Source organism: Pontibacter korlensis (genome assembly GCF_000973725.1).
GTDB lineage: Bacteria > Bacteroidota > Bacteroidia > Cytophagales > Hymenobacteraceae > Pontibacter > Pontibacter korlensis.
Genome location: NZ_CP009621.1, coordinates 2,672,287 through 2,698,818 on the forward strand (window position 1 = coordinate 2,672,287; position 26,532 = coordinate 2,698,818).

Annotated in this window: 27 protein-coding genes; 18 read left to right on the plus strand and 9 right to left on the minus strand. The window is 44.7% G+C overall.

All coding sequences use genetic code 11. The annotated features are described in order from the left end of the window. The first annotated feature begins 271 nt into the window (after positions 1 to 271). From PKOR_RS11650 to PKOR_RS11705, 12 genes are all read left to right on the plus strand, one after another. Complete coding sequence (locus PKOR_RS11650; protein ID WP_046310917.1) at positions 272 to 1,129, plus strand: prephenate dehydrogenase; 858 nt, start codon at positions 272 to 274, stop codon at positions 1,127 to 1,129. Between the two features lie 259 nt (positions 1,130 to 1,388). Then, positions 1,389 to 1,817 (plus strand): hypothetical protein, encoded by a 429-nt coding sequence (locus tag PKOR_RS11655; RefSeq protein WP_046310919.1) that lies wholly within the window; start codon positions 1,389 to 1,391, stop codon positions 1,815 to 1,817. A 172-nt stretch (positions 1,818 to 1,989) separates the two neighbouring features. Further along, positions 1,990 to 2,244, plus strand: a complete 255-nt coding sequence (locus tag PKOR_RS11660) for a hypothetical protein (protein ID WP_046310921.1) — start codon at positions 1,990 to 1,992, stop codon at positions 2,242 to 2,244. Between the two features lie 62 nt (positions 2,245 to 2,306). Beyond that, positions 2,307 to 2,558, plus strand: a complete 252-nt coding sequence (locus tag PKOR_RS11665; RefSeq protein WP_046310922.1) for a hypothetical protein — start codon at positions 2,307 to 2,309, stop codon at positions 2,556 to 2,558. Between the two features lie 267 nt (positions 2,559 to 2,825). Then, positions 2,826 to 6,836: a response regulator gene (locus tag PKOR_RS11670; RefSeq protein ID WP_046310924.1), complete on the plus strand. Its 4,011-nt coding sequence runs from the start codon at positions 2,826 to 2,828 to the stop codon at positions 6,834 to 6,836. Next, positions 6,826 to 7,656 (plus strand): CheR family methyltransferase, encoded by an 831-nt coding sequence (locus tag PKOR_RS11675; protein ID WP_046310925.1) that lies wholly within the window; start codon positions 6,826 to 6,828, stop codon positions 7,654 to 7,656. The genes PKOR_RS11670 and PKOR_RS11675 overlap by 11 nt, the downstream gene beginning before the upstream one ends. Continuing rightward, positions 7,656 to 8,222, plus strand: a complete 567-nt coding sequence (locus PKOR_RS11680; RefSeq protein ID WP_046310926.1) for a chemotaxis protein CheB — start codon at positions 7,656 to 7,658, stop codon at positions 8,220 to 8,222. The genes PKOR_RS11675 and PKOR_RS11680 overlap by 1 nt, the downstream gene beginning before the upstream one ends. Continuing rightward, positions 8,219 to 9,424, plus strand: a complete 1,206-nt coding sequence (locus tag PKOR_RS11685; protein ID WP_046310928.1) for a sensor histidine kinase — start codon at positions 8,219 to 8,221, stop codon at positions 9,422 to 9,424. The genes PKOR_RS11680 and PKOR_RS11685 overlap by 4 nt, the downstream gene beginning before the upstream one ends. A 66-nt stretch (positions 9,425 to 9,490) precedes the next feature. Beyond that, a complete protein-coding gene (locus tag PKOR_RS11690; protein WP_046310929.1) occupies positions 9,491 to 9,946 on the plus strand; it encodes a hypothetical protein in 456 nt (151 codons plus the stop codon). Between the two features lie 10 nt (positions 9,947 to 9,956). Beyond that, a complete protein-coding gene (locus PKOR_RS11695) occupies positions 9,957 to 10,709 on the plus strand; it encodes a class I SAM-dependent methyltransferase (RefSeq protein WP_046310931.1) in 753 nt (250 codons plus the stop codon). A 204-nt stretch (positions 10,710 to 10,913) separates the two neighbouring features. Continuing rightward, complete coding sequence (locus PKOR_RS11700; protein WP_046314402.1) at positions 10,914 to 11,480, plus strand: glycine zipper domain-containing protein; 567 nt, start codon at positions 10,914 to 10,916, stop codon at positions 11,478 to 11,480. Between the two features lie 95 nt (positions 11,481 to 11,575). After that, positions 11,576 to 12,031 carry a YybH family protein gene (locus tag PKOR_RS11705; protein WP_046310933.1) on the plus strand — a complete coding sequence of 152 codons (456 nt, stop codon included), beginning with the start codon at positions 11,576 to 11,578 and terminating at the stop codon, positions 12,029 to 12,031. A gap of 208 nt (positions 12,032 to 12,239) precedes the next feature. Here the strand turns inward: PKOR_RS11705 and PKOR_RS24475 are convergent, their stop codons facing one another. Then, positions 12,240 to 14,411: a T9SS type A sorting domain-containing protein gene (locus PKOR_RS24475; RefSeq protein ID WP_158453765.1), complete on the minus strand. Its 2,172-nt coding sequence runs from the start codon at positions 14,409 to 14,411 to the stop codon at positions 12,240 to 12,242. A gap of 667 nt (positions 14,412 to 15,078) precedes the next feature. On the opposite strand from PKOR_RS24475, the gene PKOR_RS11715 reads away from it, so the two are divergent. Together PKOR_RS11715 and PKOR_RS11720 are read left to right on the plus strand one after the other, a co-directional pair. Continuing rightward, a complete protein-coding gene (locus tag PKOR_RS11715; protein WP_046310934.1) occupies positions 15,079 to 15,381 on the plus strand; it encodes a hypothetical protein in 303 nt (100 codons plus the stop codon). Positions 15,382 to 15,515: 134 nt separating this feature from the next. Then, a complete protein-coding gene (locus tag PKOR_RS11720; RefSeq protein ID WP_046310936.1) occupies positions 15,516 to 15,992 on the plus strand; it encodes a hypothetical protein in 477 nt (158 codons plus the stop codon). 33 nt (positions 15,993 to 16,025) lie between these two features. On the opposite strand, the gene PKOR_RS11725 is transcribed toward PKOR_RS11720, so the two are convergent. Then, a complete protein-coding gene (locus tag PKOR_RS11725; RefSeq protein ID WP_046310937.1) occupies positions 16,026 to 16,727 on the minus strand; it encodes an MgtC/SapB family protein in 702 nt (233 codons plus the stop codon). A 221-nt stretch (positions 16,728 to 16,948) separates the two neighbouring features. Here PKOR_RS11725 and PKOR_RS11730 point away from each other — a divergent pair, with 221 nt between their 5' ends. Beyond that, a complete protein-coding gene (locus tag PKOR_RS11730; protein WP_046314404.1) occupies positions 16,949 to 18,298 on the plus strand; it encodes a GntP family permease in 1,350 nt (449 codons plus the stop codon). 134 nt (positions 18,299 to 18,432) lie between these two features. Here the strand turns inward: PKOR_RS11730 and PKOR_RS11735 are convergent, their stop codons facing one another. Beyond that, on the minus strand, positions 18,433 to 19,296 hold the full coding sequence (locus PKOR_RS11735; protein ID WP_046310938.1) for an SDR family oxidoreductase: 864 nt from the start codon (positions 19,294 to 19,296) through the stop codon (positions 18,433 to 18,435). Positions 19,297 to 19,804: 508 nt separating this feature from the next. Between PKOR_RS11735 and pelA the strand changes: the two genes are divergently transcribed. Beyond that, a complete protein-coding gene (pelA, locus tag PKOR_RS11740; RefSeq protein ID WP_071843213.1) occupies positions 19,805 to 20,956 on the plus strand; it encodes a pectate lyase in 1,152 nt (383 codons plus the stop codon). 23 nt (positions 20,957 to 20,979) lie between these two features. Here pelA and PKOR_RS11745 read toward each other — a convergent pair whose 3' ends face one another. The 5 genes from PKOR_RS11745 to PKOR_RS26180 form a co-directional block, all read right to left on the minus strand. Next, the gene (locus tag PKOR_RS11745; RefSeq protein ID WP_046310939.1) at positions 20,980 to 21,315 is read right to left on the minus strand and encodes a hypothetical protein; all 336 of its coding nucleotides are present in this window, start codon (positions 21,313 to 21,315) and stop codon (positions 20,980 to 20,982) included. Positions 21,316 to 21,747: 432 nt separating this feature from the next. Then, positions 21,748 to 22,443, minus strand: coding sequence for a hypothetical protein (locus PKOR_RS11755; protein ID WP_046310942.1), 696 nt, complete (start codon positions 22,441 to 22,443; stop codon positions 21,748 to 21,750). A gap of 100 nt (positions 22,444 to 22,543) precedes the next feature. Next, entirely contained in the window at positions 22,544 to 22,738 is a 195-nt protein-coding gene (locus tag PKOR_RS11760; protein WP_148561675.1) for a hypothetical protein, read from the minus strand. Positions 22,739 to 23,033: 295 nt separating this feature from the next. Then, entirely contained in the window at positions 23,034 to 23,378 is a 345-nt protein-coding gene (locus PKOR_RS11765; protein ID WP_046310944.1) for a hypothetical protein, read from the minus strand. Between the two features lie 111 nt (positions 23,379 to 23,489). Continuing rightward, on the minus strand, positions 23,490 to 23,732 hold the full coding sequence (locus PKOR_RS26180; protein ID WP_462938321.1) for an FEKKY domain-containing protein: 243 nt from the start codon (positions 23,730 to 23,732) through the stop codon (positions 23,490 to 23,492). Positions 23,733 to 24,245: 513 nt separating this feature from the next. On the opposite strand from PKOR_RS26180, the gene PKOR_RS11775 reads away from it, so the two are divergent. Further along, positions 24,246 to 24,743: a GNAT family N-acetyltransferase gene (locus tag PKOR_RS11775; protein ID WP_046314406.1), complete on the plus strand. Its 498-nt coding sequence runs from the start codon at positions 24,246 to 24,248 to the stop codon at positions 24,741 to 24,743. A 66-nt stretch (positions 24,744 to 24,809) separates the two neighbouring features. Here PKOR_RS11775 and PKOR_RS26095 read toward each other — a convergent pair whose 3' ends face one another. Then, entirely contained in the window at positions 24,810 to 25,181 is a 372-nt protein-coding gene (locus PKOR_RS26095) for a Fur family transcriptional regulator (protein ID WP_046310948.1), read from the minus strand. Positions 25,182 to 25,364: 183 nt separating this feature from the next. Between PKOR_RS26095 and PKOR_RS11785 the strand changes: the two genes are divergently transcribed. After that, a complete protein-coding gene (locus tag PKOR_RS11785; protein ID WP_084694771.1) occupies positions 25,365 to 26,207 on the plus strand; it encodes an FAD-dependent oxidoreductase in 843 nt (280 codons plus the stop codon). Positions 26,208 to 26,532: the final 325 nt, after the last annotated feature.

The window sequence follows — 26,532 nt, forward strand, 5'->3', positions numbered from 1 at the left end:
ATTGTAACACAGAATCTATTATTTAGGTCCATGATTAAGATGAACAGCAATAACCTATACTACTATTATTACTGCATAAGCCTCTCACGGGATTTAGGTACAGGCTGTTGTTGACTTTACATGATACTGATACCTTTTAAGTCCCGGCTTGCCGGGACTTTTTGTTTATAACTGATTTAACTCAACTAGTGCAGGATGTAAGTGTCCCAGCGTCGCCAAGTACCGGATGCCGGAATTGCACTAGTATACTCAACTAACACAGAAGCATTCTATGAAAGTAATAACCATAATTGGATTGGGTTTGATAGGTGGCTCAGTTGCCCGCGACCTGCGAAGAACGGGCTTTGCCTCAAGTATAATAGGAGTGGAGCAAAGCTCGCAGCATGCAGCTACTGCTCTACAACTAGGGCTTGTAGAAGAAGTACTTCCGCTGCAAGAGGCAGTAGCACAGTCTGATGTAGTGGTACTGGCCATACCTGTTAATGCCATTGCTACTATGCTGCAGCCCGTGTTAAGCCTGTTGCCTGAGAAAGCTATACTTATAGATTTTGGCTCAACAAAAGGCTTGCTTTGTGAGCAAGTTCGAAACCATGCAAAGCGACAGCAATATGTAGCTGCACACCCCATTGCAGGAACGGAGAACTCAGGGCCTACGGCAGCCTTGGAAGGCTTGTATGCCGGAAAGACTAACATTGTCTGTGAACGTGAGTTATCATCTGATGCTGCCATGGCTGTTGCAATGGAACTGTTTGAGGCGCTTGGCCTGCAAACTGTTTTCATGGACCCTGAAGCGCACGACAAGCATCTTGCTTACATTTCGCACCTTTCGCACATTAGCTCTTTTGTGCTAAGTATGACAGTACTGAATGTTGAGAAGGAGGAAAAGGATATTTTCGCCCTTGCCGGCAGTGGTTTTGCCTCAACAGTGCGCCTTGCTAAAAGCTCACCAGCCATGTGGGCTCCAATTTTTGAGCAAAACAGCACTTATCTAAATAATGCACTGGAAGAGTACATCACATTACTTAAAGACTTCCAGCAGCATTTACATAACCGTAATTCTGATAAGCTCTGTAAGATGATGGAGGAGGCTAATAAAATAAGACCTGTATTAGAAGGTAAGAGTCAGTAAAACTGTTTAGATAAAAATAAAGGAAGTATAAATATCCCTTTCATGAGGTTCAAGGATATTCCATTTAATGCGATAGTGCTCTTGTGCTTCCAGAGTTTAGATTTACACCATCTTTCTGGAGTTATAAAGTTGTGTAATCTGCTTTAAGGCAAACTTTTAAGAAATTCATGTACCTACTTGTAATTTAATAATTTTGATGCAAATTGCATCGGCAGAGGACATTGTAAGCCTAAGCCTGTAGGTGAATAATTATAGTTGAATGGAAATCGCGTCTGAAGAAGTCTTTCAGAACAGTTTTGTAAGGGTGCTGTATAATAAGGCGGCTTCATTACTCATCATAAAATGGACCCGCCAGATAGACCTGGAGGAAAGAAAAGAAGGTTTTTCATGGGCGCTGGACTTTTCTATTAGCCAAAGTGTAAAGTATTGGTTAATAGATGATGAGGAAATTTTTATCATCACATCGCAGGAGCAAGAGTGGGTTGAAGGCCCCTGGACAGAACTGGTGGCCACTTCCGGAATACTGAAAATAGCTGTGTGCCTGCAGGACCATTACAACAGCTTGGCAACGCTCACTGATTTCACCCGAAGAGCAAAGGACAATTATCTCCGCCACGGTGTAACACAGCACGAGGTTTTCATGGATGTACAAACTGCCTTGGAGTGGCTCCTGACAAAAGAAGAGTAGCGCTCTGTCTGTCTTTGCGTAGGTAGTCAACTTAAATCACAGCAACATTTCTCCTTTCGAATTAATTGTGCCAGCCTTGTCAGCTGTGGCAGCAGCAAATTAACCCTGGTATAGCTATACTAAACAATAGAAACTTGCGTAGAATATATTGTATCATCAGCAAGTTTCAGCCATGTATACTACTGTATTCAAATTTGAGGAAGGGAGCGCTTTTGTTAAGAACAAACGACCTGTTGGCCTAGAGATCAAAAACAGGCTATTGTGGCAGGCTGTTCGTCTCTCTAGAACAGGTAAAAATGTTTTTAAAGAAGGCTTGGTTATCTATACACCTATTCCTTCATATTTAGAAGGCCCTACCACATTAGAGGTATACTGGGATTTTAAAAGTCCTGAGGAGTACTACAGTGGCATGAAAAATGCTTCTTAGTATAGTATAACAAAGCCTGTATAAGCAATTTCTTTTTCCGTTTGTCCTCGTATACCATCTACATGAACCTCAACCTATTTAACACCCACTCCCTTGCCGGAAGATTGGAAATAATTGTTGCGCATGGGAATTTTATCGCCTATCGTGGTAGAAGAGGCTACCGGATTGAGCTATACGACCTAGGCAGCTTTTTTGCTGAGATCTGGTATAACCCAGAAAATAACTACATAAGTTTAGTAAGAGGATTCAAAAGTAAGAAGGCGCTCGAGCCTTACATTAACCAGATTAACCTGATGGAGATGTTCGACTGGTAGAGACTCTGATTCCAAAGCCTGCTACACTTTCAGCATTGATACCTTTTACACCCAACTAAAGAAGATATACTCTAAAGCCTTGCAGCCACAAAAATGCAGGGCTTTTTTATGCGCGAAACAAACCAAAATGAACAGTCTGAGGTACTCTAGGCAACCTATCGTAGTTGCACCTCAACATTGCAACAGCTTAATGTTGATTAGTAAACCAATGTATGTTTTTTTAATTTGCGATTTGAAGACCCTTTAGTTGGAACTTAAGCTCATTTAATGAACATCATAAGAAACCTAAAGATCAGGGATAAGCTATTGCTACTGCTTTCCCTGTTGCTATTCCCGCTCATTTACTTTATAGCTACAACAGTAGTACAGGAGCTGGAAAAAAATGAGGAACTAAAACATGAGGTTTATCAACTCGAAGAGTCAGAAAGGATTTCTAACCTCATACACGCTTTCCAAAGAGAAAGAGCACGCACACTGGCTGTGGCTGAAGGAGACTCCTCTTTTTTATCGGAAGCTAAGAGAAGCCAAAATCTGACGGATATAGAGCAAAGAAAGCTTGTAGCCTTTCTCGAAGCTTCAGGAAAGACTGTGCCGGAACTTGCACAGCTCAGTGAGTTACCGAAGTATCGTAGAGCCTTGGGGCAGAACAAGCTGGATATAGAGGAATACAGAAACTATTCTACTGAGGTAATTACCAGCCTTCTAAAAAGTATAGATGCCAACACAACAGGTATAGATAACATGCAGATTGCTTTGCAGCTGCACAGCTTCAGGCTGATGACAGATGCAAAGGTGCAGCTTGGCAGGATAAGAACTTGGGTGGTTAGGGGCACTGTGGGAGGTGGCTTCTCTTACAAGGATTATGCTGCATTAGCTGTTATAGAAAGCATGTATCATAAGTCTCTTGCAGATGTACAGTCACTTATAGATCAGGAGACCATAGATGAGCTACAGAAGGTAACTTCTTCTGAAAGTTATGCCAGGTCAAATGCTTTATTACAGGCCGTCGAAAACAAGCCAAACCTAGACCTTTCCAGCTATAACTCAACTGCCGTTTTTAATGACTTCTCCCAAAGCATTGAAGGCCTGCGAAATGTAGAAACACTGCTGATAAATAAGGTAAGGCAAAGAGTGCAGGCAGAAAGCGAGGAGAAGCAGAAGAACGTAATGCTTCTGATAGGTGGTTCAGTCATCATTTTTAGCCTTGTTTTCCTGCTAGCCTTCTATATCATAAACCTTGTTTCCAGTTCATTATCCAGCCTAAAAACAGCTGCAGACAGAATTCGTTTAGGAGCCACAGACGTTGCGATCAATATTGACAACAAAGATGAGATTGGGAGCCTTGCTTCTTCCTTTCAGGGTGTAGTGGAAAGAAACATTTCCCTTTCGAGAGTGGCCAAAGCCATTGGCGAGGGAAATTATAATGTGGAAGTTGAGGCACAAAGCAGCGATGATATGCTCGGCATGTCTATACGCGACATGAGAGATAACCTGCGTGCCTTTACCACAGATAACAATAACCGCAACTGGATATTAACAGGTATTTCCGAACTGAGTAACCTGGTAAGCGGGGAGAACTCCATCGATAAGGTAGCGGAGAAAGCTGTCAAATACCTATGCGATTATACTAATTCAGAGGCAGGGGTATTATACCTGCATAACGACAATGGTGTGCTGGAGCCAGCAGCCAACTATGGTGTACAGTATACCAAAGAGCAGTTGCCGTCTTTTAATGTAGGCACAGGTAAAGTTGGAGAGGCCGTAAGTGAGCGAAAAGTAAAGCTACTGGAAGGTGTGCCTGATGAGTATATGAAGGTAAGAACAGGTCTTACCGAGATTGAGCCTGCTTCTATCATCATTCTGCCGCTGTACTTTGCCAACAACATGGTAGGGGCGCTGGAGCTGTGCTCTCGCCAGCCCTACACAGAGTTGCATCAAAAGTTCTTTGATACAGCCTCTGAAAGAGTGTCGGTTGTTATACATACCCTGAAAGCGCATCTGCAAACGCAGGAACTACTGTACGAAACGCAGAACCAGGCCGAGGAGCTGGAAACGCAGCAGGAGGAGCTGCGCCAGCTGAATGCTGAGCTGAAGGCTTCGGAGGAGGAGCTGCGTGTTAACCAGGAAGAACTTCAGGAGAAGAATTCGGAGCTGGAAGAAAAAGCGCAGTTACTGGAGGAGCAATACGAAGCCGTTAGAGTTAAAAACAAAGCGCTGGAAGATGCCCGTGAAGCTATCGAGTTGAAAATACAGCAGGTAGAGACGGTGAGCAAGTATAAGAGCGACTTTTTGGCCAACATGAGTCATGAGTTACGTACGCCGCTCAATAGTATCCTGATCCTTTCGAGGCTTCTAGCTGATAATGTAGAGAACACGCTTTCTACGAAGCAGATCGACCACGCTCATATCATTCATAAATCTGGTAACGACCTGTTGAAGCTTATCAACGAAATTCTGGACCTGTCGAAGATTGAGTCAGGTATGGTGAAGCTGGAAACAGAGGAGATTAAGGTAGCTGATATCTCCATGGCGCCGATGTTCCGTGAGATGGCTGCCAAACGAAAAATCCGCTTCAGCGAAAACCATGCAGCAGATATTTTTGACACAATAGTTACTGACCGCTTCCGCCTCGAGCAGATTCTCAGAAACTTTATAGGCAACGCCATCAAGTTTACTGATGAGGGAGGCGAGGTTGAGCTGTCAGTATATCCGGTGCACCGCAGGCCAAACTTCAGATCAGAGAGATTGCGCGAACAGCAGGATATTATCGCCTTTGCTGTGCGTGATACTGGTATAGGTATACCTAAAGATAAACAGGAGCAGGTGTTCGATGCCTTCCAGCAGGCCGATACGTCCACTACCAGAAAGTACGGTGGCACAGGGCTTGGCTTAACCATCAGTAAAGAACTCGCTACTTTGTTGGGCGGGGAGCTGATGCTGGAAAGTGAGCTTGGCGTGGGTAGTACCTTCACCTTATACTTGCCAAGGGTACCTCATACCGAAACCAGAAAAGAAGAGCCAGTACGAGCGAGCATGCCTGCACCTGAGAGCAAGGCCGAAACAATAAGCAATGTGTTTGAACGCATGGAGCAGGACGAGAAGAAGAACATTTCGGTGCTTATTGTGGAAGACGACAAAGGCTTTAGCGATATACTGGCTGACTTTGCCACAGCCAAGAACTTTAAGGTGCACCAGGCTTACACTGGGCAGGATGGTATGCGCCTGGCACGCCAGGAAAAACCGGATGCTATGCTGCTCGACATACACTTGCCGGATACTACTGGTTGGGACATCCTGAAAGAGATTAGGGCAGACAAAGACCTGCGCCACACAAACGTGCATGTAATGTCGGCTTATGATAAGGAGGTAATCGGTGAGTTTGCCGATAATGAAGAGTACTTGCCTAAGCCTGTAACGTTAGAAATGTTGAACAAGGCATTCACGTCTATCTCTACCACTTCCGGGACCTTTATCGAAAATATTCTGATCGTAGAGGACAACGAGATAGAAAACAAGGCAGTGGCAGAGCTGTTGCTTGCACATGGGCTAAAGTCTACATCTGCTTATTCTGCCGAAGAAGCTGAGCAAGTGCTGGCCAAGCAAAAAGTCGATTGTATCATCCTGGACCTTAACCTGCCAGGCATGAAGGGATATGACTGGATGAAGAAAGTGAAATCTCAGCAGGGCCTTTCCGATATTCCAATCATCATCTACTCCGGCAAAGACCTGAGCGAAGAAGAGGAAGCAAAACTGAAGGAGTTTGCCAATACCATTATCATCAAAAATGAGTACTCTTACCTGCGCCTGCTGGACGAGGTACAGCTGTTCCTGCACAAGGTAGACCAGAAGCTGCCGCCAGGTAACGAATTTAAAATGAAGCTACATGTGCCGGAAGAAGTGCTTCGCTCTAAGAAAGTGCTGTTGGTGGATGACGATGTACGCAATATCTACTCGTTGAGCAGCCTGCTTGAGCTGCATGGCATGCATGTGGTGACTGCCTACGATGGAAAAGAAGCACTGCAGAAGCTGGAGAATGATAAGGGCATTGATATGGTGCTGATGGATGTGATGATGCCGGAAATGGACGGAATTGAGGCGACAAAACGTATCAGGGCTGATTTACGTTTCAAGCATCTCCCAATCATTTCACTCACAGCGAAAGCCATGAAAGAAGACAGAGAGAAGTGCCTGAAAGCAGGTGCGTCTGATTATATACCTAAACCAGTAGATACGGAGAAATTACTTACCCTAATGCGGGTGTGGCTGTATGAAGCTTGAGAACGAGGCACATTTTGAGCAGGAGGTTGAGGCGCTCATACAAGATATTCATACCCAGTATGGGTACGACTTTGGCGGATATGCAAGAGCTTCGGTTTATAGAAGGATCAAGCGGTTTCTGGGTCAGAAAGGCCTGGCCTCTGTAGAAGAGCTGAGAGGTGCGCTGTTTGCTAACAGCTACTTTTTTGAGAACTTTCTGCAGGAGGTCACTGTGAACGTAACCGAGATGTTTCGCGACCCTGCGTTCTTTCTGTCGCTACGCGCTAATGTGCTGCCCATACTTTCTACCTATCCCTACATTAAGATTTGGGATGCAGGCTGCTCGACCGGGGAAGAGCTTTTTTCGCTGGCCATTCTGCTGGAAGAGGAAGGACTGCTGGGCAGGACCAAGATTTATGCTACCGACATCAATCAAAAGGTACTGAAGCAGGCAAAAGAAGGTATATTCTCAGTCTCTAACATGGCGTCTTATACTGCAGGATATTATGCTGCAGGGGGTAAACGAGAGTTTTCAGGCTACTACCGGAGCAACTATGGAAACGTGAAGTTTGACTCATCTCTGGTGAAGAACGTGGTTTTTTACCCGCACAACCTGGCCACTGACTCCTCCTTCAATGAGTTTCACCTGATTCTGTGCCGCAATGTGCTCATTTACTTTAACCGTGAGCTGCAGGAGCGGGTTTATAGGTTATTTGATGAGAGTCTGGTAAGCCTGGGGTACCTGGCGCTGGGCAAGAAAGAGACTTTAGCTATGTCGAGCATCAGTACCAGCTATAATATTGTAGACAAGAGTAATCGCATATACCGTAAGGCAAGCTGATGATAAAATCGTCGAAGATTGTAGTAATGGGAGGGTCTTGGGGAGGCCTGCAAGCATCACTATCTGTTCTGAAAGAGCTACCTGCCACTTATCCTATTCCTATTGTGCTGGTGTTGCACCGCCTGCGCAATTTCGAAGGTAGCCTGCCGGAGCTGTACGACAGCAAAACCTTACTTAAAGCCGTGGAGGTGGATGAGAAGGAGGAGGCTCTGCCTGGGCACGTATACTTGGCTCCCTCTAATTACCATGTGCTGCTCGAGAAGGACCAAACGTTTTCGCTGGACGATTCTGAGCTGGAAAATTACTCCAGGCCAGCCATAGATGTTACCTTTACAAGTGCTGCCGATGTGTATGGCAGCAACACCATAGGTATTTTGCTAAGTGGAGCCAGCCGCGATGGCAGTGCAGGCCTAAAGTATATCTCCGACAGGGGAGGGACTGTAGTGGTGCAGGACCCAGCAGAAGCCGAATTAGACACCATGCCACTAGCAGCCATCGATCAAGTTCCTGATGGAGAAATTATGAATTTAGAGCAAATTCAAGCATATTTACTTTCCTTGACATGATCATAGACCCACAACCTAACATACCTGCTTTGGCGTCTGACGTGCATCCGGTAAAGATCCTCCTGGTGGATGACAAGGCCGAGAACCTTGTGAGTCTGGAGAGCCTGCTTGCTAAGGAAGATGAGAATATCTCTTACCTGTTTGCTAACTCCGGTGAAGAGGCCCTGAAAATTGCCCTACAAGAGGAGCTTGCTCTAATTATGCTGGATGTGCAGATGCCCGGCATGAACGGCTATGAGGTGGCCCGCTACCTGCGCGATATCTCTAAAACCAGGGATATTCCCATCATTTTTGTAACGGCCATCGATAAGCAGGATGTGCATGTGATTGAAGGCTTTGAGGCAGGTGCCGTAGATTTCCTGTTCAAGCCTTTGCACCCATACATTACCAAAGCCAAAGTATCCACTTTCGTTAAGTTTTACCAGCAAAAGAAAGAGCTGGAGAAAGTAAATAAGCTTGCTCTGGAAGTAAACGAAGAGCTTGAGGAGCGGGTAAAAGAGCGCACCAAAGAGCTTACCAGGGTAAATAAGGACCTGGACAACTTCGTATACACAGCCTCCCACGATCTTAAAGCTCCGATCAACAACATAGAGGGCCTGATGGTAGCCCTGCGCGAAACTATGCAGGAGAAACAGCTGGACCAGGAGGAAGTGGTGCCGCTTATGGATATGATCAGCGGTGCTATCGGCCGGTTTAAGCTTGCCTTACAAGACCTGACGGAAGTAGCGAAGGTACAGTACGAAGAAGCTGTCAATCAGGAAAGCATCAGCTTTAAAGAGGTGCTGGAAGATGTAAAACTGAACATCAAAGATCTGATTGCGAAGTATGACGCTGATGTAGTGGATGACTTCTCTAAAGCACCGGATGCTGTTTTCTCAAGAAAGAACCTGCGCAGTATACTTTACAACCTTGTGTCTAACGCTATTAAGTATAGCTCCCCGGAAAGAAAGCCTGAGGTAAAAGTCTCTACGAAATTAGTGGATGGTTATACCTTGCTCACGGTTCGGGATAACGGGCTTGGCCTCAGAAAACAAGATCAGCAGAAAGTGTTTGGCATGTTTAAGCGCCTGCACGCACACGTAGAAGGAACAGGCGTAGGACTGGCTATTGTGAAAAGAATTGTGGAGAACTGTGACGGGCGGATAGAATTTGAGAGTGAGCTAGGGAAAGGTACCGTATTTAACGTATACCTGAAGAATTAAGCACACACTGTAGCCCTACAATTACCCAGCAATCTGACGAAGAGCTGGTACTGCAGCAATAAGACTATGGAAGAACAAAATAAACGTGACAAGCAGGCTATCCTGCAACTATATAACCAAGTACTACCTGCTCTGGCAGAGCACATCCACCGGAGCGTTACACCTGTAATATCCCTCTTCGACAACTTTAACCTGGAGCGGCTCCTCGATACCTGGACAAAAGATCCTGCGTCAGATTCGTCAGTAGAAGTAAGCATCGAAAACGGCAACATTCAGCAGTTAGGGCTAAGGCTTAGGCTGGAAGGTTTCATGAAGCCGGGTGTGGAAGCCTTTGACCTGACAAAAGACCTCCTGTTTAAGCTGGAGCACGATAGCTATACTGTAGGGCCAGATAAGAACATAAGCTGGCTCGAAAAAGGATACCTGCAGCGTTGGGAAAATAATGAATATGAGATGGTAGCTTCCCGGTGGAGCGAAGAGCTGATCGACTTGCTGACAGAGCGCCTGGAAAAGCTAACTTAACTTTCCGACTATGAAGTCGCCTGCTTTTGTTAAACCAGTTAGCTGGCTCTACGCACTGTTTTTAGTGCTGAGCCTTTCTGCTTGCAACTCCTGCCAGGCTCAGAAACAACCAAAGGAAGCGGGCGCTTATACTACAAAAACGCCACACCGCGACGGCATTGGCAAAGTATACATGGGCCGTGAGATAGCTGGAGTCATGAGTGCCTCAGGAGGTGCCTGGCTGGAGCGGGACTCGCGGCAGGAGGAGGAAAATGTAGCCTTGGCCATAGAGCATATGGAGTTACTCCCTAATAGCGTTGTGGCTGACATTGGAGCTGGTACAGGTTACTATACCTTCCGTATCGCTCCCAAGGTGCCTGAAGGAAAAGTATACGCTGTAGATGTTCAGGATGCTTTTATCTCGGCGCTGAACAAAAGAAAGGAGCAGTTGGCGCTGTCAAATGTGGAGGTGGTAAAAGGCGGTAATCAGCGTATTAACCTGCCAGACAATACCCTCGATTTAGCCATCATGGTAGATGTATACCACGAGCTAGAGTATCCACAGGAAATGTTACAGGCTATACACAAGGCACTTAAACCAGGTGGTAAGTTACTACTGCTGGAGTACCGTGCCGAAGATCCCTCTATCCCCATCAAAGAATTACACAAAATGAGCACAAGCCAGATAAATAAAGAACTTACCGTCAATGGCTATAGGCTCTACAAGCAAAATGGTTTTCTGCCGATACAACACTTCCTGATGTACCAAAAAGTAGCAGATTAACTGCTTTTATCTTTTCTTCTGGTACTGAGTACCACTCTCCTACGAGTCCGGTTACTCCATTTTGATAAATAATTTACAAAAATTATAAGTTTGATATTCAATTAGTTATTGGTTGTTAAAAAGAGGTTAAGCCGGAGTGGCATACATATTGTAAATCTACCCGATAGTTACGTGACTGATTAAAAACATTTTATGAACACGTTTATGAAAAAGGGAAAATACGTTTTCGGTTTGGTCTTTATAGTATCGATCTTACTGAACATACCAGGTATGGCACAAGATAGAAAGGTAAGCCCACAGGCTAAAGGTGCTGTAATTGGAGCTGCCACTGGTGCGGCTGCAGGTGCTATTATACATAAGCGCAACCGTGTGGTTGGCGGTGTAGTAGGTGGTGTTGTAGGAGGCGGTGCAGGCTATGCCATAGGCAAGCGCATCGACAATAAGAACAAAGCTGAGGAAGCAGAAAGAGCTGCAGAGGCGGAAAGAATAGCTGCAGCAAACAGAGCTGCCGAAGAAGCAAGAGCTGCAAGAACAGTGGCTGTAAGCAAGCCGGCTCCAAAAGCTACTCCAGCACGAAAGGCAGTTACTGCCAAGCGTGAAGCTGCTCCTGCTCAGCAGGCGTTGGTTGCTCAGAACCAGGTGGTGGTGCCTTATGCTGCCTACCAGGAGGTTCAGGACCCAATCATCAGCCTTGGCTATTTGCCTAACTTGTCTTTCGGAGTATCAAACACAGCATACCCTACTTCTGAGGTTAGAAGAAAAAGCTGGTAACATCTTTACTGTTGTTCTGTAGCAGGTGCTGCACGAAAGCAGCCTTGCTACAGAAATTAACGACTCAGACATTCAAAGCATTAAAAATCAGACTTATGAAACGCTATTTATATTTTCTGCTCTTTGCATCCTTATTTACCGCCTGTACCCAGAAGGAAGATGCGGTAAGCGTGCAAAACCTTAATCAGGAATTTATTGGTGCCTGGAATAGTAATGACCCTGAAAAGGTGATTTCTTACCTGGCCGAGGACGTACAATTTATCCAGGGCGAAACGCACTTCAGAGGAAAGTCCGATGTGGCAAACAGATGGGTAAAAGATACCTACACTACTATCAGCGATTTAAAGACTAACGTAGTGAGCAGCGGTACTGACAGTGAGATGGCATACGAGGCAGGTACATTTTCTGTAGATGTATTGTCTGAAGGGCCTGATCAGCCAAACGGAATCGGCGAAGGTAACTTTATCCTGCTCTGGAAGAAAACCACTGAGGGCGATTGGAAGCTTAGCTATGCACAGCTGGAGGGGCTGCCGGTTCAGGTGAAGAATTAACATGAAGAACGTAATACTTAGTTAGCAGCTTAAGCTGCATACAAACAAAAAGCCAAGCAGGTACACCTGCTTGGCTTTTTGTTTTAGCTGCGCCTGCTTCTGCGTAAAGCAATAATGGTAAGTATAAACCTGCTGCCTTAGCACCACCAAAGCAGCAGGTTCTTTGGCTCTATACTTAATTAGAGTACAGTCGTTTCAGAATGTGTTCCTAATGCTTCAGGATCAGTTTAAGAGATTCGGAAGCAGAGTCGCTTACAATACGTGCAATGTATACACCTTCTCTAAGGCTCTCTCCCTGCACATCAACCTTAACCTGCTCATTCGCCATGGCTGTGCCTGCTTTGAGTTGCTTTACTAATGTACCCTGCATATCATACAGGTTTACTGTATAATTACCAGCTTGCTGCAATGTAAACTGAACAGTTGCTTTGTCGCTGAAGGTAGTAGGGTAGGCTATGGCCTGTATTGCCTCCTGCTGCAGTACATTCTGGCAAGGGCTTGCTACCACTTCCTGTTTGTAGAACCTGATATCGTCTATGGCACCTGAGCCAGATAGCCTCCATGGATCCCTTCTGCCGTCAAGCACAACTTTCATTTTCATTACGCCCATTGTATTACCTAAGCTTAGGGTTTGCTGACTGTTGTTGCCTAAAGCTTTTAGCTTAAACCTTTGTATCTCGTTATCCTCCCCATCATAAAGATACACCCATGACTCATCCTCATACTCGTCAATATCGAGTACTTTTATCGACTCCATGAAGACAGGGCCTATGGCTGAGAAATCCAAAATCAATTCCCCGCCCCACTCGTTATCATCCGGAACGTCAGACAAATCTTTGTTTACTATCAGCACATTTCCCCAGTCCTTGGTGTAAAGGTCTGCATCATCGCCGGTAGGTGCCTGGGAGTCGAATATAGCAGCGTGATTTTCCGGTGCAAAGAAGATTGGGTAGCCTTGGTTACGCTTTCTACCTGTCACAGCAATAGGACCTAGCTCTGTATTGATAGTTGAGATCAACCCTTTCTTTTCATCGTTGAAATCGATCAGATACCTTTCTACAAGTAGCTCAGTGGATTCTGGTGTTACTACAACTGTACGGGTGGCGATGCAGCCAGTCTCTGGGTTTGTTACTGTAACAGTATAATCACCGGCCACGGTAACAGTAGGATTCTGCTCGTTGGAAGTATAGCCGTCCGGGCCGGTCCAGCTGTAGTTTAAGTCTTCTTTATCTGATGAGGCCGTAAGCTGTACAGAGCCGCTTGCGCAGTAGAGTTTGCCGCCGGTGGCGGTTAGGGCCGGGCTCTCTTCGCGGGTCACAACCACGGTGTCCTGTAATCTGCAGCCATTAATAGAATTATCCATTATCAAAATATAAGTGCCCGGCGCATCTACTACAGGGGTAGGAGTTCTGGCCCCCGAAACAATATGGCCTCCTTCATTTGCTAACCATATTAAGTGAACCCCTCGCTCCATATTTCCTTCCAGCTGCACAGAAGGAGACGTACAGGTCAGTTGCTTGTCCGGACCTGCACTGCCCTTCGGATAAATAGGAGGGTATACGGTTTGACTGGCCGAGGCAGAGTGACCTGTGGTGGTATCAGTGACGGTCAAGATGTATTCACCGGGCACCTGTGCATGAATTTCCTGTGACGTTGCTGAGAAGTTATCTGGGCCTGTCCAGCTGTAGGAGATTCCTTCAAATTTATACTCACCATTTACAGTAGCACGCCCAACTAGACCACTGCCTGGGCCGTTGCACTCTAATGTGCTGCTTCCTGTTAAGCCTATTTTCGCTTCTAGAGGTACAATGACTTCATAAGTCACAACCATTTCATCCTGCATTGTGCAACCGGCTGGGCTTGTAAGGGAAATGGTATAGGTGCCTGGCGCGTCGACAGTAGGTGTATAAGTGTTTGCTCCAGACACAATATTGCCGCCGTCGCTGGCTTCCCATGATACATGGTAAAAATTGTACGCTTTACCCTGCAGCTTTAAAGAGGTGTCTGATGAGTACATCACTAAGTCAGGACCAGCATAGTCACCCGGAAAGCCAGGCCCATATACTATATACTCTTTAGAGGTTGCCAGGCCATTAGCATCTCTGGCAGTGAACCTGTACCAGCCAGGAACTGACACTACTATATCTTTTTGGGTAGACTCGAAGCTCGCAGGTCCGGTCCAGTGGTAGCTGAAGCCTTCTTCAGTAAGAACATCATCAACGTATACTTGGCCTTCCATTAAGACCTCCGTGACGGCGCAATCTAATATGTTGCCGGTTTCAGAGGTGTTCACTTCTAGTCTGATTGCGTTTGCTTCAGACTGAAAACCAAATCCAGATTTTGCTACTGCATTAGTATTGGCTACAATGAATATAGTCATGCAGATATAAATGAAGCACAGAAAATGGTTGACTTGCTGCCTTTTAGAGGGTGTGTCTTGCATGCTGTAACTGTAAATTTTTTTCATAGCGTTTTATGTAAGAATATTTGGTTAGTAAAGTCAAAGCGGGGCCATGCAGATGAACTCACTGGCTTCACCGCTTTTAGGAACTTAGTTATGTTGAATAAGGTGGATTTCAGCTGATGCCCATATAATTTGTAGAGAGGTAACCATCAGATAAAGAGGAGTTAAGTGTTTTTTTGCATAGGCTTGGATTAAGTGTTATTGTGTTTAAACATTGTTATTGCCCCAGTAAAATGCATTGCACATGATTTCTGAAATACACAATACTGATTTTTGTAGATTTTGCTAATGATAATTACAACAGTGCAACTCATTTACAGCATTGGTGACAAGCCTTTATATATTGTATTTGTGAATGATGTTTAGAAGAATGGGTAAAGTGTTCTATTTCCTGAGTACAAAGCATGTAGAATAAAGTGAACGGAGTTGAGTAGAAAATTTAAGATGAAGTTATTGTACAATTTTTTGATTAAAGACATTAAGAGTTAATGCAATTAAGCAGCGGGTATAATAGGACCATTCTTCTATAGAACAGGCTCAGTGAGATTTATATTAATAGCTTCCTGCTACTATATTTGTAGCTATGAACTCCATTAAACTGAGCTCTTATTACCGCCTCTATGCCTTCTCCGACTATCAAAGTATGAAGTCTGCTTTGCCCTATATGAGGCAGGTGGTGTTGGCCAAAGGACTAGCAGAAGTAGAGGAGTCGGAGGCACGGCGTTATGTGTGGCGCATCAGTGGGAAGGGCTACAAAAATTACCTGGAGCCCTATAGCACCCAGAGCACCAAAGGATCTGGAATTACCTCTCTCATCACAGCGCTACAGTCTCTGTATAAGCGCAATGGCTTTTCTGCCCGCTATATTGTAATTGAACGCGGATGATAGGTCTAACTTTTCGCAGGCACTAGTTATTTATACACATTAAATTGTGTTTTATTTCCTTTATTTTGTACAAATAATGATGTAAACTTATGCTTATTTGTATATAAGAACTGTGAACATAGTTCTCAGAGCGTATGAATAAGCTGTTTAAAATAGCCAAAGCTACTGTATTATCAGTGGTTTTGGCGCTGTGCCTGCACAGCCAGGCCCTTTCCCGAAATGCTCAACAGCAACCAGTAGCCAGTGGAGATACAGTGTGGGTTGTAGTAAACCATGTAAAGCCTGACATTCGGGAACAGTTTGAGCGGTTTGTTTATGAGACCTTCTGGCCAGCCTCTAAAAAGTTAAACAGCAATGCACAGCGTGCTTTCAACCACACACGTGTGCTAAACCCTGTAGGTCCCGAAGAGGATGGTACTTATACCTATGTTTTCTTGATGGACCCTGTGATTAGTGGAGAGGACTACCATATTGATAGCCTTCTTAGGAAAATGTATAGTGAACAAGAGGCCAATGCTTACTACAAACAGTTTGAGGAAACTCTGGCCAGAGGAGGAGAAGTGTATGTAGTTGTTCAATCCCAATTGCTGGGAGGAAGAGCAAACCGGTGATGAAATATAGTTGAATGGGGGCAGAAGCAAGAGTTAGAAATCCATACCTAATGATATTTGCCCTACATCCTTCAGCTCGTTCAGGTCTTTGTAAAAGTGTTTTACTTTCAGGTTTTCCGGCACAATAACATAGAGCATAATTTTAGAATTGTGCTTGTTCCTGGACTGTGACACACTGATGTTCTTTGTGATGATGCCATGCTTTTCTAGAATGGCAAATACCTTACTTGTCTCAATCTTAGCAGACTGAAAACTAATTTTCAGCGTCTTCAGAGAGCCGCCGTTAAAGATCTTTCTTCCTATCTTATCCAGTATGGCGAGTACAAAAAGCAGGAGAAGCGTTACGATAACGGCCGCTTCGTACATTCCTGCTCCTACTGACAGGCCTACTGCAGCAACAGCCCATATGGTGGCCGCAGTTGTTAGCCCATGCGTATTTCCTCCCAGCCTGAAAATAGCTCCGGCACCCAAAAAGCCTATGCCCGAAACCACCTGGGCTGCAATCCTACCTGGGTCCACATTAGGGTATTCAGAAAACTGCTGCGGAATGTAAATAGAAATGAGCATCAGCAGGCAGGAAGCAACCGAGATAACCATGTGGGTTCTTAATCCAGCATTCTGCCGTCGGCTTTCCCTTTCCCAGCCCAAGAGGCCTCCCAGCAATGTGCTTAAGAATAACCTGATGACAATGCTGCTTAAAGAGATTTCTGTTGATGCTAGAATTGATAAATCCATAGGGTATTTGTAGAGCAAGTAATTCAGAAAGCTTTACTGTTGTTGCTTCTGAAGAGTTTATCATTTATATACGCATCTGCTGTAAGATTTATAGAATGAGTGAAACGGATAAGGCTTAGGAAAAGCAGCGGGCGAGTTGATTAGTTTCTATAAATATTAGGATCCTCTATTTTTTCTGTGGCTTTTTTCCTAAAATGCTATTTCCACAGAACCCAGCCGCCATGATAGATTACTCCTTGCTCTTCGCTGTTTTTGCCGGCATAGCATTGCTGCTTTTCCTGATACTATACTTTAAGATTCAGGCTTTTTTAGCCCTGCTGATGGCAAGTATAGCAGTAGCCTTGTTAGCTGGTATGCCTGCCGCTGACATCATCACCAATATACAGGCTGGTATGGGAGGTACCCTCGGCTTTATTGCTATTGTAGTGGGGCTAGGCGCAATGTTCGGAGCCTTGCTCGAAAGCTCAGGCGGTGTGCAGGCGCTTGCAGCCTACATCTTAGATAAGACCGGTGAAAAGCAAGCTTCCTGGGCTATGGTGGTGACGGGCTTTCTGGTTGCGATACCAGTATTCTTCGATGTTGGCTTTGTTATACTTGTGCCTATAGTATATGCACTTCAGAAGAAGACAGGAAAATCTGTTCTTTTCTATGGTATTCCCTTACTGTCGGGCCTGGCCATCACACATGCTTTTATTCCGCCTACTCCCGGGCCTGTAGCAGTTGCCGATATACTTGGGGCCGATCTGGGGTGGGTGATAGCCATTGGCGTTATTGCTGGAATACCTGCAGCGGTGGTAAGTGGTCCTTTGTTTGGCCGGTATATTGCCAGCCGCATACATGTAGAGGCTGTTACAGAAGCAGAGCAAGCCGCTAAACCAATAGAACTGCCTTCTCCTGGTTTGGTGGGCGGCTTAATAGGTTTGCCCTTGGTACTTATACTCCTGAACACGCTTCTGAATAGCCCGCTGTTTAGTGATGCACCACTCCCTGATTACCTGTTAAGAGGTTTAGCTATGCTGGGGCATCCTTTTATAGCGCTTATTATTGCTAACCTGTTTGCCTGGTACTACCTGGGCCTACGCAAAGGCTTTAGCAAAAGTCAGCTGCTGGAGTTAAGCTCAAAATCTTTAGGGCCAGCCGGGTTGATTATCCTGATTACAGGTGCAGGTGGCGTTTTCAAACAGATACTTACAGAGATAGGTGCAGGCAAGATGCTGGCTGAGGTGATGGCAAGCTATGGCTTTTCGGCTCTGGTCGTGGCTTTTCTAACAGCCGCCGCCATACGTGTGCTGCAAGGGTCTTCTACCGTGGCCATGATTACTGCAGCAGGTATAACAGCTGCGTTTCTGGAAGGGGGAGGATACAGTGAGGTACAGCGGGCACTGTTAGTAATTGCTATTGCTTCCGGGGCAAGTATACTATCACACGTAAACGACAGCGGCTTCTGGCTCGTGAGTAAGTATTTCGGTCTGACAGAGCAGCAAACACTTCGCTCCTGGACGGTAGTGACTACCCTAATCGCCCTCGTTGGTTTTATAACAGTACTGCTCCTGAACCTGGTGGTGGCGTAGGGGCTACAACTCTACTGTTAGGCTCCGGGTAAAACAAAGCGAGCAGGAAGTGCCCGAAGCTTCTTCCTGCTCGCCTTGGTAGGAATGTTTTTTGGCTGGAACCTCCAAAGAACTAGTAAAGTATTAATAGACTTCTACTGGCCTTGTGGAGCTCCTTTCAAAGCATCAGCCACAGCGACTGAAAGAGGAGTGGTAGGGCGGCCAATAAGTGATGATAGTTGGCGGCTATCGTCATGCAGCGCACCGTTTGCCGCCGCTGCATCCCAGCTAGCGATGGCTTGTGCCAACCCCTCTGGTAAGCCGAAGCTGGTAAGAGCAGCAGCATAGTCGGCTTCAGATAAGTTTTTGTAAGGAATGTCTTTACCTGTTTGCTTGGAGATCTCTGCAGCCAGATCGCTCAGGGTATAAGCTTCGTCGCCGGCAAGTTCATACACTTTGCCTTCGTGTCCCTCACTAGTCAGCACAGCAACAGCCGCATCAGCATAGTCGGCACGGGTAGCGAGCGATAGTTTACCTTCGCCTGCACTTCCTATAAAGGCACCACCAGCAAGTGCACCCTGAATAGAACCAGTATAGTTTTCGGTGTACCAGCCGTTACGCAGCAGGGTGTACGGAATTTCAGAGTTTTTCAAAGCAGCCTCTGTCGCTCTATGCTCTTCAGCAAGGCTGATTGGCGAGTTCTCTGCATGAAGAATGCTGGTATAGGCTATCCTTTTAATTCCTGCATTCTTTGCGGCCTCTATTACGTTATTGTGTTGCGCAGCACGTTGTCCTACTTCACTTCCAGAGATCAGCAGTAAGGTATCAATACCTTCTAAGGCACGCTCCAGCGTTTCAGGCTTGTCGTAATCAGCTTCACGGGCCTCTACACCAAGGTCAGAAGCCTTTTCAGCAGACCGCACAAGCGCAACAATGTTTTCAGTGGCAACTTTTTCTTTGAGTTTGCTAACTACAAGGCGTCCAAGTTGTCCTGTAGCACCAGTGATTCCAATTTTCATTTTATTATGCTTTTCAAGTTTATCAATTTATTCAGTAAACACAGTTTCAGTAAACAGCACTGCCTTCATAGTATACTGCTAATGCTTGATTCTCTAAACAGGTTTAGGGTGATAATGTTATCTGATGCTGTGCTGGATGTAACACTAACAGTGCGGCATAAAGCTGGTAGTCGTGGATGTACGCTTCTAGGGCGCGAAAACAAGCGGACTGCAGGCGTTTCTAGAGCAAATAATTCGCTGCAGTAAGGTAGTTCTGGTGCTATCGTTTGCTGTACACAGCAAATCTAAGTATAGCATCAGGAACAACTGCCAGCACCGTTCTTGATCAAATCTGCATACTTTGTAGAGCATCCCACATACCTAAAGAGCTTAATCTAAAACTGTGGTTTATCCGCTAATTCAGGTGGGTTTGTGGAAAGAGCCATATGTTTTTCTTAGATTGGTAAGTGAACACACTGATGATTTAACCATGGTTGGCAATTTGCTCCGGTACTCCATAGCTCCACTTATGTCTCAAGGTTTCCCGGCGGGAGCCTATTTATACTTCCTCCTCTCTTTTTCTGCCTGCACAGGTCAGGCACAGACTGCAAGCAAAACTAGCACTGTACAAACTGCTGTGGCCTCCAACTCCAGTGCCCTTGAGCCAATAAGGTGGAGGGATGCACTGCGGCAAGAGGAGGGGTGGTACTCTTCACCTGAGGCAATGCGCATTGCCGATAATCTTCTGCTCTACCAGCGCGACAATGGCGGTTGGGACAAGAACATGGATATGGCAAAAGTGCTGACTGAGAAAGAGGAAGAGGAGCTCAGGTCACCAATAGAGAAGGGACGAGTATCTACCATCGACAACAAAGCTACCTTCACCCAGATGGAGTACCTTGCCAGGGTGTACCAGGCTACGGGGCAGGAGAAGTATAAAGCGAGCTTTTTGCGCGGCATGGATTACCTGTACGAGGCGCAGTATGAGAATGGTGGCTGGCCGCAGTTTTACCCGATCCGGGAAGGGTATTATGAGCACATAACCTTTAACGACGGAGCGATGATCGGCGTGATGCGGCTGCTACGCGATGTGGCTCAGGACAAACCGACTTACTCTTTTGTGGACGCTACTCGAAAAAGTCAGGCAGCAAAAGCCGTGGAAAAGGGTGTGGAGGCAATACTGAAAACACAGATAAAAGTAAATGGGCACCTAACAGCCTGGTGTGCACAGCACGATAAAACAAACTTTGCTCCGCAGAAGGCTCGTGCCTATGAGCTGCCTTCCATTAGCGGGGGTGAAAGCGTAGGAATTGTCAAGTTTCTGATGGAGATGGAGCAGCCGAATCAGGAGGTGATAAATGCCGTGGACGGTGCCGTGTCCTGGTTAGAGCGTGTAAAAGTAGAGGGCATAAGGCTAGATAAGGTAGAAATACCCTCCATAAATAAGGGGTATGACCTGGTGGTCGTAAATGACCCGGCGGCACCTGCTTTGCTGGCACGCTTTTACAAGATTGGAACAAACCAACCAATGTTTGTGGGTCGTGATGGTATAGTGCGGGAAACAATTGCTGAGATAGAGCAGGAGCGAAGGGTTGGCTACAGCTGGTATCTTGAATTCCCGCAGGACCTGGTAGAGAAAGCCTACCCAGCCTGGAAGCAAAAGTGGAAAACCGCAGAATAACAGTTGCTTCTCTCCATCTTGAGCTAATCCGGCTTCTTAACCTGAAGGTAGAAAAAAACTGTAGAATCAGGTACGGCAGCTAGAATATAAAACTGCATTGAAGAGTCTGGCTGCATCAAGGGCATCGTAGCTTTTTGCTTCTCCGTCTTCTTTTGGTTCACAGCTGCGTCCTTACGCTTTTGCAGATATCTGCTCGTTATATCATTGTCAGGTGAAGGACTAGTCCTAAGGTATTTTAGGTCAAGCTCTTTCTTTTTAAGTGGTGGCAACTGCTTTGCTTTCTGTTCGGCAGTCTGAGCATAGGCGCCAGCCACACATGAGGTAAGAAGTGCTGCCACAAGTATTATTTGCCTTTTCATTGTTCTATAGCTCTGGAGCTCATGTAAGGATGTTTATCCTTTAACTAAATCTCAAGTTTCTAACCGAACTCTTCTGTGAATCAGGCTTAGTCCTAGTAATCCTTAGTCAATTCAGCACTCTGATTATTGCTGCAGCTGAATCTAACCCAACATAGAGGCCACACATTATCAGAAATCTGTATTTGAATAGTAATGGATGTTTATCCTTATTTTTCTTTATCCAAAGCTCAAAATAATATATCACTGTGGCTAAGGCGATACAGAATATGCCAACAATAATCCAATGTTCTACTGCCATAACATTAGTATTGATTAGTCTGCTTGCTCATTTGTTATTTTAAATATGAAAAAAAACATACTAAAACACCAGCTGTTTAGATACTCTTTGTTAACCTGAAGATGTTTGTGCATGAGGAGCTATACCTAGAAAGGTTAAGGCTTAACCTTGGTTGAACTGATGCTTCTTCTAACCGTTCTCTTGGTCTTAAATATCAAAGGCAGGCACACCCCGTAGACAGTAATCATGGCTGGAATTATTTTAGCGGCAACTTTGCCGTAGAGAAACAACAGGATAAAAAAGCTAACGTTTGCTATGACAAGTAAAGCAATTGCAATATGCTTCAAGGTCTTGTTCTCGGGTTTCTCTAAGCCTTCTTCATAATGCCTTTCAACAAAGCCTAAAAAATGCTCTGCAAAAGCATCATAATTTGTAATACGATCAGAAGTTCTGTAAGGGACAATCTCTACCTTCTTGCTATGCTTGAACTTTAGAATAAGAAAGTGACGACCCACCCCAGACGTTAACAAAGTACCTTCTTTCAGCTCATAGTATTCAAGGTCATCTAAAGAGTATTGCTCCCCGTCTATGGTTATCTCTGTTTTAGCTTTGTCTAAGATGACACATACATTCTTCCAGAAGAGATGCTTCTTGTTGTAAATTAGATAAATGGGAGCTAATACAAGAAGAGCCAAAGGCAGTAAGAAATCCCGGTACAGAAAGTCTGGGATGTATGCCTTTAGTGCAGGAGCGTTCAGAAGCGCTAGCAGAAGGAGCGGTACAAGCACAACTCCTATTATAGACAGTCCTGCCACAGTACGGCTTCTAAGAATGTCAAAGTTATATTTCATAAGTTGTGCTTATACTTATCTCATGGCTGGCACAGGTGCTAGGGCTTATACTATGGCAAAGAGCTATTACTCTGTTCCCTTGATAAGTAAGGAGTGTAGACTATCTCTTACTATACTTTTCAGTAACAATGATCAATTCATCTACCTCAATGCCTTCAAAGTCCCAAGCATAGTCTCTTTCAGTTAGAGTTATTTCTAAGGTTAAAGAAGTATCTGAAAGGCTGGTGACTTTATATTCAAACGGCGGATGCGAAGAATCTTCATTTGGAGTTAACTTAAGACTTTTCTTATTCAAGGACCATGTTCCTATCACATAGTTCCTTTGGAAAATATAATCCTTTTTCAAAAGTAGCCATGTAGACGTGCTAATAATGTCTTGCTGTAGCTTTCCATTAACTTAAATTTCCTCCGATTGCCAATCAGCAGCCAAATCAGTTGGGCTTACAGTGTCGTCTTTACAAGAAAGGAAGAACAAACTAATGCTCGTCAATACTGCCAATGGGATAGTTTTTATGTTTTTTTAGTTTAGTTTTTAGCCGACAGGCTGGTTTCAAAAGTGTTTTGGTTCTTTTTTAGGGGTGTTGTGTGACTTAGGCTTCTATACCGACTACGCCAATATACTTCGCGTTCTGGTAGAACTCGCTGCATGACTCCTCATCCCCACTTCCACACAGTGGCCTGCCCTCACAATCCGTCGGGGCGACTGCCACGTCAGCACAGTGGTTCTCCAACACATAGTACTGCCTGCCTTGGTATTCATACAAGCTCAGAAAGTTCTTACAGCCTAATTCTTCTCCCTTGTAGCTAACCATGCCGTTTTCTTTCAGATAGGAATCCAGGCAGTCATTCTTACAGGTGACCTCATCTTCCTTTTCACAACCAAAACTGAAGAACAAGAAGGCAATCATGACGAGATTCAGGATAGGGTACTTCATAGCTTTCTAGAAGGATTTATTTATTTTATACTATTTAACGGTCTCGTACAGGCAATGGGTGAAGCGTCAGCTGAACATAATGCCTGTGCCTTGTTACCTGTCGTTTTTATTCTATTTTTCTTCTTCTAAAAACATCACATTTGGTCGGACTTCTCTGCGCCATTTCCCACCATACTTACTGTCCAGATAGTTGAATACTGTCTTATTACATTCTTCAATGCATTCGTATGCTGGTGGAGTACATCCAAAGTCAAAGTACTGGACTTTGTACTTCCTCTCAAACCTATGCTGATTCTTGTAAATTACAGGTGCAATGCTTCCAACCAAGAGTAGCTTCGGCTTACCGCTTGCTATATCAGCGACGCCTTACTTACATCAATGCCTACTACTTTCTGTTCTGCTTGTGAGACCATAACCTTAAGAATTAGCAAGTGTAAACTAGGTGAACTTTAAGAGGAGACTATGGCGGGCATTATCTATCCTGATGCAGGCTTTGAAGCCTAATGGAACTGTCCAACGTAACCATAGAAAAGGAAGGGGATTCTCATGTTGAACAGGTTCTAAAGACCATATACGCTTAAAAATCTTTATCCTTCCTTTCTGCTCTTTCTATACAAGTTAATACATAATGACAAACATAGGATACGCTTATCTGCATTATGTGCGTAAGTGCACCTGTGTATCATCAAGCTAATAAAGTGGGTGCTGCTATTGTTATTTCAGGCACTATCAACACGTTGTATGGATTATTCAATATAGTAAATAATTATTAAATGTGCCTAGATATTGTGTTGACAAAAACAGAGAGCTTCGTATACTTTGCTTTAGCTTACTTTTGTCTCCATTGATCATTTGGAGTGGTTTGATATGAAGATCAGAAAAGCAGACCCGGTAAGGGATTACGATAAAGTATGGGAAATATTCTCGGCTGTTATCAAGACAGGCGACACATATGTTTTTGACCCCAGCACACCGAAAGAGGCCATGAAACAGCACTGGTTTGCCAGCTATATGGATACGTTTGTGGCAGTTGATGACGATGACAACATTCTGGGGACTTATATCATTAAGCAGAATCAAATTGACTTGGGGAACCATATTGCCAACTGCAGCTATATGGTTAGCCCTCATTACCAGGGTAGGGGGGCTGGAAAGTTTATGTGCGCACACTCAATTGAGTTCGCACGACAAAAGAAGTATCTAGGCATTCAATTCAATATTGTAATTAGCACAAACACAAATGCGGTAAAGCTATGGGAGCGGTTCGGCTTTGAGATAATCGGTACAACCCCAAGTGGGTTCAGGCACAAAGAACTAGGGCTGGTAGATACCTACATTATGTTCAAAGATCTACGGGCAGGGTAGAGTCCTATGGCAAAAACTGGCGGCCATTCCGCGTATAGTTCTCAAGACAGAATTGTGCTGCAGATGTTAGCAATTTGAGCAGTAACCAGAAACAACACCATTGAAGTTAAGTGTACGATAGGCTTTGGGTAACTTAACCTCAACTTCGTTTGGCAGGCATTCTATTTTGCCGCAGCTTATGCACCTGAAATGGAAATGGTTGTGCTGATACTTTTTGTCAGAACAGTTTTTGCAACAGGCAAAATACTGCTTACCATCATCCCCAACAATTTTGTGAACTACCCCATCCTCTAAAAAGCTGTTCAACACTCTGTAAATGGTTACCCTATCTACAGCATCTCCAAGTTGAGCCTGTAGAATATCCTGACTTAACGCAGACTTAGCTGCTTTCAACAAATTCAGGATCAGCTGTTTTGCTTTAGTATTGCGCTTGGTCATGATTTCTAAACATTTATTATTGCAACAGTGTTGCAATAATAAATGTTTTACTACCTTCGGGTTAAAATAACTGATGCACTCTTACCAATAGTTGCTATGCAGGAGGCAGGTGATATCAATAGGAAGCTAAATGGACTGTTATGACAAGTAAAGAATATGATGTAATTATTGTTGGAGGCAGCTATGTCTTTAGGAAGGGCACTAAGAAAAGTGTTGGTTATAGACAATGGGAAACCCTGTAACAGGCAAACGCCTCACTCTCATAACTTCATTACCCAGGACGGCGAAACACCAGGAGCTATAGCCCTTAAAGCCCGGGAGCAGGTGCAGAAGTATAACTCTGTACATTTCTTTGAAGGCACTGCTGTAACTGGAAGAAAGTCAGAATCAGGCTTCGAGATAGAGGCTCAGACCGGCGAAATATTCTCAGGTTCCAGGTTAGTTTTCGCAACCGGACTAAGAGACATCATGCCTCCAATAAAAGGCTTTGCAGAGTGCTGGGGTATCAGTGTGCTTCATTGCCCTTACTGTCATGGTTACGAAGTAAAGCAGGAGAAGATAGGTATAATTGCTAACGGAGATGTAGCTTTTCATTATGCCCAATTAATTTCTAACTGGACAGCGGACCTGATACTCTTCACCAATGGCAAATCAACTCTAACCGAAGAGCAGACCAGAATAGTCTTAAAGCACAACATTCAAATAATTGAGAAGGAAATAGATTCTCTGGAACATAAAGATGGGTATGTGCGACAGGTTGTTTTCAAAGACAACTCGGTGAGCCCAGTTAAAGCTATTTATTCAAGGCCTGCTTTCGAACAAAGAAGTGGTATTCCGAAAGCCTTAGGTTGTGAACTAACGGAGCAGGGGCTATTAAAAGTTGACAACTTGCAAAGAACAACGGTAAAAGGAATTTATGCCTGTGGAGATACCTCCAGCGGACGTGCTGTGTCGGTTGCTGTTTCTACCGGTACTATGGCTGGTGCGGCATTAAATAACCACTGGCGGGAAGAAGAATTTAGTTAGTAGAAGTGGTGAGTGTTTACAGGTAACTTTCATAAATTAGGAAGTTTTAAACCATAAAAACTGGTAGATGAAAAGCTTATCCTAAAGAACCTGCAGGGCAAAAAGATCCTGCCATTGCCTTAGACGCTGGCGCAGCAAAATATTGTGAAGTTGCAGCTGAAATGTATAGAGAAGTGGTAGATCCTCTTGTACCTTGGACCGGATTTCGCTGAGTTTTTAACGGCTGCATTACATATTGTTAAGACTGCTCCTGAGTATGCAGTGTTGTTATTTACAACTACTAGTTCTACTCTTACCGAGGTATAAGCTATTGCTTGTTGGAGTA